General features: G+C 41.9%; 5 protein-coding genes and 2 tRNA genes. 5 read left to right on the forward strand and 2 right to left on the reverse strand.

The annotated features are described in order from the left end of the window. Together ilvA and AAEY94_RS12885 are read left to right on the forward strand one after the other, a co-directional pair. Positions 1-1572 (forward strand): threonine ammonia-lyase, biosynthetic, encoded by a 1572-nt coding sequence (gene ilvA / locus AAEY94_RS12880; RefSeq protein WP_192116350.1) that lies wholly within the window; start codon positions 1-3, stop codon positions 1570-1572. Between the two features lie 434 nt (positions 1573-2006). Further along, positions 2007-3149 carry a pyridoxal-phosphate-dependent aminotransferase family protein gene (locus AAEY94_RS12885; RefSeq protein ID WP_101087262.1) on the forward strand — a complete coding sequence of 381 codons (1143 nt, stop codon included), beginning with the start codon at positions 2007-2009 and terminating at the stop codon, positions 3147-3149. 121 nt (positions 3150-3270) lie between these two features. Here AAEY94_RS12885 and ubiK read toward each other — a convergent pair whose 3' ends face one another. After that, positions 3271-3519, reverse strand: coding sequence for a ubiquinone biosynthesis accessory factor UbiK (ubiK, locus tag AAEY94_RS12890; protein ID WP_059746313.1), 249 nt, complete (start codon positions 3517-3519; stop codon positions 3271-3273). A 143-nt stretch (positions 3520-3662) separates the two neighbouring features. Here ubiK and rep point away from each other — a divergent pair, with 143 nt between their 5' ends. Then, on the forward strand, positions 3663-5675 hold the full coding sequence (gene rep / locus AAEY94_RS12895; RefSeq protein ID WP_350979016.1) for a DNA helicase Rep: 2013 nt from the start codon (positions 3663-3665) through the stop codon (positions 5673-5675). Positions 5676-5699: 24 nt separating this feature from the next. Here rep and AAEY94_RS12900 read toward each other — a convergent pair whose 3' ends face one another. After that, positions 5700-8324 carry a sensor domain-containing phosphodiesterase gene (locus tag AAEY94_RS12900; RefSeq protein WP_162022171.1) on the reverse strand — a complete coding sequence of 875 codons (2625 nt, stop codon included), beginning with the start codon at positions 8322-8324 and terminating at the stop codon, positions 5700-5702. Positions 8325-8588: 264 nt separating this feature from the next. On the opposite strand from AAEY94_RS12900, the gene AAEY94_RS12905 reads away from it, so the two are divergent. Both AAEY94_RS12905 and AAEY94_RS12910 read left to right on the forward strand, forming a co-directional pair. Further along, a tRNA-Arg gene (locus AAEY94_RS12905) sits at positions 8589-8665 on the forward strand. 51 nt (positions 8666-8716) lie between these two features. Further along, positions 8717-8789 (forward strand) — tRNA-His (locus tag AAEY94_RS12910). Positions 8790-8791 lie beyond the last annotated feature (2 nt).

Here is an 8791-nt window from a genome sequence, read left to right on the forward strand (position 1 = left end):
ATGTTGGCTTTGGCGTCTCAAACTCAATTAGATTTAGCGCATTATTATTTACAGAAAATTTTGCTATCGTCTGTTTATGATGTGGCTAAAGTGACGCCATTGTCGAGCATGAATAAATTGTCTGCTCGCTTTGGTTGTCAGGTGTATTTAAAGCGTGAAGATATGCAACCTGTGCATTCATTTAAAATACGTGGTGCCTACAACCGTATAGCAGCGTTAACTCAAGATGAGTGTGATAGAGGTGTGGTGTGTGCATCGGCGGGCAATCACGCTCAAGGGGTAGCGATGTCTGCTGCCAGTCGCGGTATTGATGCCGTAATTGTAATGCCTAGTACCACGCCAGATATTAAGATTGATGCTGTGAAACGCTTAGGTGGCAATGTGGTGCTTCATGGGCAGGCGTTTGATCAAGCCAATGACTATGCTAAAAACCTTTCGGTAACAGAAGGGCGTGTTTATATCGCTCCTTTTGATGATGAAGCGGTTATTGCGGGGCAAGGCACTATTGCGCAAGAAATGGTCCAGCAGCAACGCGATATCGAAATCGTGTTTGTGCCCGTTGGCGGTGGTGGCTTAATTGCCGGTATTGCGGCTTATTATAAAGCGGTAATGCCACAAGTGAGGATCATTGGAGTCGAACCCGAAGATGCAGCATGTTTAAAGGCGGCATTAGAAGCCGATGAACCAGTGACACTGGCTCAAGTCGGTTTGTTTGCTGACGGCGTAGCGGTTAAACGCATTGGTACCGAGCCATTTCGCTTAGCGCGTGAATACGTTGATGAAGTGGTTACTGTTACTTCTGATGAAATTTGTGCGGCAGTAAAAGATATTTTTGAAGATACCCGCGCGATAGCTGAACCTGCAGGGGCCTTGTCGATTGCTGGGCTTAAAAAATACATGGCCCAACAAGGTGACTCCATTAATGCACCGAAAAAAGTCGCGGCAATATTGAGTGGCGCCAATGTGAATTTTCATAGTTTACGTTATGTGTCTGAACGCTGTGAATTAGCTGAGCAAAAAGAAGCGGTACTAGCGGTAAAAATCCCTGAAAAGCCTGGCAGCTTTTTACGTTTTTGCGAGTTACTCGATAAACGGGTGATGACCGAATTTAACTATCGCTTTAGTAGCCGTGACATTGCGGTGGTATTTGCCGGCATTCGTCTTACCGGTGGCCAAGCAGAGCTAAGCGAAATTATCGCTAAACTTGAGTCTGAAGGCTTTGAAGTTCAAGATTTATCCCAAGATGAAACCGCTAAATTACATGTGCGTTATATGGTCGGTGGTCACCCACTTGAGCCACTAGAAGAGCGCTTGTTTAGTTTTGAATTTCCTGAGCATCCAGGGGCATTGTTGAAGTTTTTAACCACTTTACAGAGTAAATGGAATATCAGTTTATTTCATTACCGTAACCATGGGGCAGCCTTTGGCAGGGTGTTAACTGGGTTTGAAGTTCCGGCTAAAGACGACGTGGCATTTGCACAGTTTTTAACGGAGTTAGGTTTCGTTTATCAAGAAGAAACCCACAGTCCGGCATATCAGTTATTTTTAAATAGCGCTAAAGCAAAATCGTAAGCCATTTTTAACTAACCTGATCTCGGGATAAGAGACCAAGATATGATAATAAAGATCATAAACTTAGACGTTTATCACTATCAAACTTGTCATTTGTTTTACTAACAAGGCGAATAGACGCGTCAATAGCGGGTCTATTGCAAATTAATTCAACACCGTTAGCAAGGCAAAGGGCTGTTTGAGAGGAGTTTGTTATCCCTAGTTCAGGTTAACGACCATTCTGAGGTGATTTAGTGCTTCAATGTGGTATTGTCAGTTTGCCTAAAACGAAAAAATATTCGTAGGTTTGTAGAAACGATTACCAACGACCACTAATAAATTGATGTTAATGTATTTTGCAGCAACTGATTGGTATAGTTTGCTTTATATGTAGGGTAAATTTTTCCAGATTCATACTGAATTATGAATTTCGACCTCATTTTAAGGAGACATTGATGTTACCCGTACCAACAATTCCAGCTTTTATGCCACCGCGCCGAATCTTAATGGGTCCAGGCCCATCTGATGTGTATCCTGAAGTGCTTGCGGCACAATCAAGGCCGACTATTGGCCACCTTGACCCATTATTTGTTGGCATGATGGATGAGCTAAAAAGCTTAATTCAATATGCTTTTCAAACTAAAAACGAAATGACCTTAGCGGTATCGGCGCCAGGCAGTGCTGGTATGGAAACCTGTTTTGTCAATTTAGTTGAACCAGGTGAAAAGGTAATCGTGTGTCGTAATGGGGTGTTTGGTGAGCGCATGCGCCAAAACGTTGAGCGTGTTGGCGGTGTTGCGGTAGTCGTCGACAATGAATGGGGCGAACCTGTATGCCCAGATAAAGTTGAAGCTGCACTTGTCGCGCATCCTGATGCCAAATTTTTAGCCTTTGTACATGCAGAAACTTCAACGGGTGCGCTGTCGGATGCCAAAACATTGTGCACCTTGGCGCAATTACATGACTGTATCAGTATTGTTGATGCGGTGACCTCATTGGGTGGCGTTGAATTGCTGGTGGATGAGTGGGGCATTGATGCCATTTATTCAGGCAGCCAAAAGTGCTTATCTTGTGTGCCCGGTTTATCTCCGGTGTCATTTTCGCCTAAAGCCGTTGCTAAACTAAAAGCTCGTACCACCCAGGTGCAGAGTTGGTTTTTAGATCAAACCTTAGTGATGGGTTATTGGGGCAACGGCGCTGGTGCTAAGCGCAGCTATCATCATACTGCACCCGTTAATGCATTATATTCCCTCCATGAGTCTTTACGTTTGTTAGCCAATGAAGGGCTCGAAAATGCCTGGGCAAGACACCGTAAAATGCATCAGTTATTACGCGATGGGTTAACCAAGCTTGGATTGAAATTTGTGGTTGAAGAAGCGTCTCGTTTACCGCAACTTAATACCGTTTATATTCCAGATGGTGTTGATGATGCTGCAGTGCGTAAGCATTTATTGGAAGAATATAATTTAGAAATTGGTGCAGGCTTAGGTGCTTTAGCGGGTAAAGCATGGCGCATCGGCTTAATGGGCTATGGTGCCCGTCGCGAAAACGTCGCTCTTTGCTTATATGCATTAGCAGAGTCTCTTAACCAGAACTGAGGTTAACAAGCTTCGTGGGTGTAAAAAAATGACGCTAAATAGCGTCATTTTTTATGTCTGTAAATGAGTTAAAACGATTACAGAGTCCGTAATATCAATCGTTATTCCGAATTTAGGTTAGTTACTCGGCAAACTTTTTTTCTAACTCATTCACTTGTGCTTGTAATGCTTCAAGCTTCTCGCGAGTTTTAAGCAACACATGTTGCTGAACCTCAAACTCTTCGCGCGATACCACGTCCAGTTTCATCAATTGGTTTTGTAATATCTGCTTGCTGCGTTCTTCAAACTCACCGGCAAATTGCTTAACACCGCTGGGTAAGTTATCGCTAAGTTGTTTCGCGAGCTCTTCTATTTTCTTTGGATTAATCATGATGATTCCCTACTGAGACATTGATTTAATTGTAACCGAGGTAAGCGCTTTTCCAAACACTAAGTGTGATTTTTCGTTAACCGTCATCAGTTGATTCTGCTATGATCCGCCTTCGTTTAAGGCTAAGCAAGGTGTAATGATTAATGAAACTCAATCCAGGGCAAAATGAAGCCGTACATTATGTATCGGGTCCATGCTTAGTGCTCGCTGGCGCGGGGAGTGGTAAAACACGTGTAATCATTAATAAAATTGCTTACTTAGTTGAAAAGTGTGGCTATAAAGCCCGTAATATTGCCGCAGTAACCTTTACCAACAAAGCCGCCCGTGAAATGAAAGAACGTGTTGCTCAGTCGATGGGCCGCAAAGAAGCGCGCGGATTATGGATTTCTACTTTTCACACCTTAGGGCTCGAAATCATTAAGCGCGAGCATAAAGTGCTTGGGCTTAAAGCGGGTTTTTCATTGTTTGATGACCAAGATACTTTCGCGTTATTAAAAGAACTGACCGAAGATGAGTTAGATGATGATAAAGACCTGATCAAATCTTTGGCATCAGCGATATCGAATTGGAAAGGGGGATTAGTGATCCCTCAGCAAGCAAAAAGTATGGCAAAAGACGAGCAAAGCCAATTATTTGCCATGTTATATGCCAGGTATGCTCAGCATATGAAATCTTATAATGCGCTCGATTTTGATGACCTAATCTTAATTCCAACCTTATTATTGCGGATGAATGAAGAAGTCCGCACCCGTTGGCAGACTAAAATTCAATATTTGCTGGTGGATGAGTATCAAGATACCAATACCAGCCAATATGAGTTAGTTAAATTACTGGTGGGCGAGCGAGCACGTTTTACGGTGGTAGGTGATGATGATCAGTCTATTTATTCTTGGCGTGGTGCAAAGCCACAGAACCTGGTGTTATTAGGGACTGACTTCCCAAGACTTAAACTCATAAAGTTAGAGCAAAACTATCGTTCAAGCCAACGTATTCTTCGGGCAGCCAATATTTTGATTGCTAACAACCCTCATGTGTACGACAAAGCGTTATTCAGTGAGTTAGCTTACGGTGAGCCCTTAAGAGTATTAATTGCCGCTAACGAAGAGCAGGAAGCTGAACGAGTGGTTGCCGAGATCATTCGGCATAAGTTTGTTGGGCGGACTAAGTTCGGTGATTACGCCATTTTATACCGAGGTAATCATCAGTCTCGTTTACTCGAACGATCGCTTATGACCAACCGTATTCCTTATAAGCTTAGTGGTGGTACTTCATTTTTTTCTCGTGCAGAAATTAAAGATATCATGGGATATTTACGTTTAGTGGTGAACCCTGACGATGACAATGCTTTTTTACGGGTGGTTAACTTACCTAAGCGTGGTATCGGCCCTGCATCGCTGGAGCGTTTAGGTAATTTTGCCAATCAAAAGCATATATCATTATTTGAAGCTATTTTTGATGTTGAACTCAACCATCACTTAGCACCAGCTGCGGTTAACTCCTTGTATCAATTTGGTAAATTTATTGTTGATACTGGTGAAGTTGCCATGCGTGGTGAGCCTGTCGAAGCGATTAAACAGCTTATTCGTAAAATAAATTACGAAGATTACTTATACGAAACGAGTACCAGCGCTAAAGCGGCTGAAATGAGGATGAAGAATATTTCGGAATTATACCGCTGGGTTACCGAAATGCTCGAAGGTGATGAGTTAGATGAACCGATGACGCTACCAGAAGTGGTTACTCGATTAACCCTGCGCGACATGATGGAACGCAACAGCGAGGATGAAGGTGGTGATCAAGTTCAGTTAATGACGTTACATGCCTCTAAAGGACTGGAATATCCTTTTGTATTTATGGTGGGCGTTGAAGAGCGCATTTTGCCGCATCAGTCGAGTATTGACGAAGACAATGTCGATGAAGAACGACGTCTGGCGTATGTGGGTATTACCCGTGCACAACGTGAATTGTGGTTTGTAATATGCCGTGAACGTCGCCAATTTGGTGAAACAATGCGATGTGAACCGAGCCGTTTTTTACTTGAGTTACCGCAAGATGACTTAATTTGGGAAAACCGTAAGCCTGTTCAAACAGAAGAGCAGCGTGTCGAAACCAGCAAAAGTCACATCGCCAACATACGTGATATGTTTAAAAAATAGTGCTAATTGGGCTGGACTTATTGATTAGGCACAGGCCTTATGTGGCTTTTTTTTTTCGTTAAAAAGTTTACTGATCGCTCGTCCTTGACCACGCACATAACCCAGTTCTAAAAACTGCCTTACTTGTTGTTGTGTGTCTACTGTGGTGGCGTACATATCGAAATTAAGTGTTTGTGCCGTCAGTTGGTAAGCTTTGACTAATTGTAACTGTTTGTCATTGAGTAAATGCTTACTGATGTCATCATCTAACTTTAATGCCTTAATCGGTAAAAAGCTCAGGCAACTGAGTGAACTGTAACCTGTGCCATAGCCATCGATCCCGATTTGCACGCCTAGTTGCGAGATGAGCTCGAAACCATTGATGTGGTTTTCGGTGTCTTGCACTAGTGCTTTTTCGTTAAAGAATAATATTAATTTCTCAAGATTGATGTTGCTACTTTTAATCGTTTGTTTGAGATTGCGTAATACGAATTTATTTTTGATGTGCTGGCTGCTAATGGATAGATGTAAGTATACTGACGGTCCATATTTTTGTTTAAGAAATTGATACTGTTCACTTAAGTGAGAAAAAATATAACCGTCGATATTAAGTGTGAGCTGGTATTGTGCGGCAAGACTTTTCATTTTGCCATGTTCAATTATGCCTTGTTTGGGATGGTGCCACTCAACGTGAGGTTCAATAGCAATGATTTCACCATTAGTAAAATCGACCACTTCAACGTAGTTAATTTCAAATTCTTGTTGGTCTAGGGCGTTTTTAAAATCAATTTCCAATTCATGTTGTAGCTTAGATTGTGCGCTGAGCTTGTCGTCAAAAATAACATAACAACCCTTACCATTAGCTTTAGCCTGATACATAGCAGCGTCAGCATCACGAAGTAGTGACTCGCTGGTGACTAATTTATTACGTCCACTAAATGCAATTCCGATACTGGCACCTGAGATGAACTCTTGTTTGGCTAGCTGATAGGGCATCGACAACGCTTGTAAAATACGATCACTGACCTCGATAGCATCTTCCGTGGCATTAATAGAATCCAGCAAAATAACAAATTCATCACCGCCCATTCTTGCTAGAGTGTCATTTTCACGTACACATGACTTGATACGTTGTGCGGTTTCAATTAAAAAGCGATCGCCTTCGAGATGACCAAAAGAGTCATTGATCACTTTAAAGCGGTCGAGATCGATAAATAATAATGCAAACTGATCTAATCCATGCCGGCGCAAGTGTTTTAATGCTTGTGATAATCGTTCCATTAAATAGCTGCGATTGGGTAACCCTGTCAGTCCATCATGCTGAGCATCGTGTAAGAGTTGATCTTCAATCTTTCGGCGCTGATTAATTTCTTGTTGAAGATTACTGTTCAGTTCAGCGAGTGCTCGAGTGCGTTTAACGACTTTATCTTCTAACTGCTCATGGCTATTTTTCAGTGACTCAGCCGCCAATTTACGTTCAATAGCATTGGCCATATGCTGAGACACAAACGTCAGCAACTCTAAATCTTTCAATTGATAAATATGGGCGTCACCCAAGCTATAAATCGTTAATGCGCCAGCGACATCGCCATTAATGATCAGCGGAATGCCTATCCATTGATGCATTCTATCGGTTTTGTTTAATTCTGGTGATTTTGCGTAAATCTCACCATTAGCAACCATGTCAGCGATATCTTTAGATGATAATAACCGCGGTAATTTATGTTCTAGGATGTATTCTGTTAGCCCATCCTGCATAGGACGAGAGGCTGGATATTCGGTTGTCATTTGCGAAACATAGAAAGGAAATGACAACATATTGTTATCGTTTATCAATGAGATAAAACAGTTATCAGCCGGTATTAATTGACTCATAATAGTATGAAGTCGTAAATAAAAGTCTTGTTGGAGTACATTTGATGCAGATAAATCGGCAATTTCGAATAAGGCTTTTTGTAATTTTTCGGCTTTAACTCGTTCCGTTATCTCTTTTTTGACTTTTTCATAAGCTTGGCTGAGTTCTTTGGTGCGTTCAACAATGGCTTGTTCTAGTTGTTCATGATGCTCAAGCCGTTCCATTACCCCAGAAATATGATGGCAAATGAAACCCATTAATTCTAATTCAAGTTCACCGTAGGTATTGGCTTCGTTATAGCTTTGTACAACAAGTACACCACTGACGACATCTTGGTTCTTGATGGGTACGCCAAGCCATTGGTGACTTGGAGAGCCAAGGCTTTTAATATCGCCACTGGCGATCAATTCATTAAACTTATTATCGTCGCATAACAAAGGTGTGCCATTACGGAGCACATAACCTGTTAAACCACTATTAAGTAATGCTGATATTTCCTGGTCTGGGTAGAGTTCCGTTGGGTGAGAATCTTGTTGGTCGGCAAAAAAAGGTAAACTTGTCAGTCCGGTTTTTTGGTCTTGAGATGCAATAAAAAAGTTTTCTGCAGGGATAAGTTGCTGCAGATGTAAGTGTACTCGTTGATAAAAATCATCAAGTGAAGTGACCTGGGTCGCAATATTAGAAATACCCAGTAAAGCGTTCTGAATAGTCTCAGAACGTTTATATTTTTTAGCCAAACGCTTTAAGCGAGCGATCCTTTTTTGCAGATGCTCGACTCGTGGAGAGGCTATTGAGTGACTTATTGCAGTATCCATACCCTTGTTGACCGTTATCCTATTAATTATGTGAACAAATTATTGTTGAACAATCATTATAATTACCATAAATACAAATGTGATCCAAGCTAAATTAATGTCAGTATAAAGTTAATAACTCTCGTAAATGAGTGCGAATAAGTAAGAAGTGAGCAAATAGTTAGCGCAAATGAGTCAAAAGTTAATCAGTCAGTTAAAAAAAGCAAATCAGGGCTAGACGTGACGGTGTTTTATCCCTAATATATGCGTCGCTAACCAAGGCGAGCGCCCATAGCTCAGCTGGATAGAGCGTACCCCTCCGGAGGGTAAGGCCGAAGGTTCGAATCCTTCTGGGCGCACCATTCGGCATGTACTGTTTCTGTCGTATTGGTTAGTAGAATTGAAAGTCAGTGGTGATTGTAGCTCAGTTGGTAGAGTCCCGGATTGTGATTCCGGTTGTCGTGGGTTCGAGCCCCATCAGTCACCCC

This window comes from Shewanella sp. AC34-MNA-CIBAN-0136 (genome assembly GCF_040309945.1).
Classification (GTDB): domain Bacteria; phylum Pseudomonadota; class Gammaproteobacteria; order Enterobacterales; family Shewanellaceae; genus Shewanella.

Excerpts from the sequence above, each read along its gene's own strand:
- AAEY94_RS12900 (WP_162022171.1), bottom strand. The coding sequence starts at position 8,324 with ATGGATACTGCAATAAGTCACTCAATAGCCTCTCCACGAGTCGAGCAT.
- rep (WP_350979016.1), top strand. The coding sequence starts at position 3,663 with ATGAAACTCAATCCAGGGCAAAATGAAGCCGTACATTATGTATCGGGT.
- ubiK (WP_059746313.1), bottom strand. The coding sequence starts at position 3,519 with ATGATTAATCCAAAGAAAATAGAAGAGCTCGCGAAACAACTTAGCGAT.
- AAEY94_RS12885 (WP_101087262.1), top strand. The coding sequence starts at position 2,007 with ATGTTACCCGTACCAACAATTCCAGCTTTTATGCCACCGCGCCGAATC.
- ilvA (WP_192116350.1), top strand. The coding sequence starts at position 1 with ATGTTGGCTTTGGCGTCTCAAACTCAATTAGATTTAGCGCATTATTAT.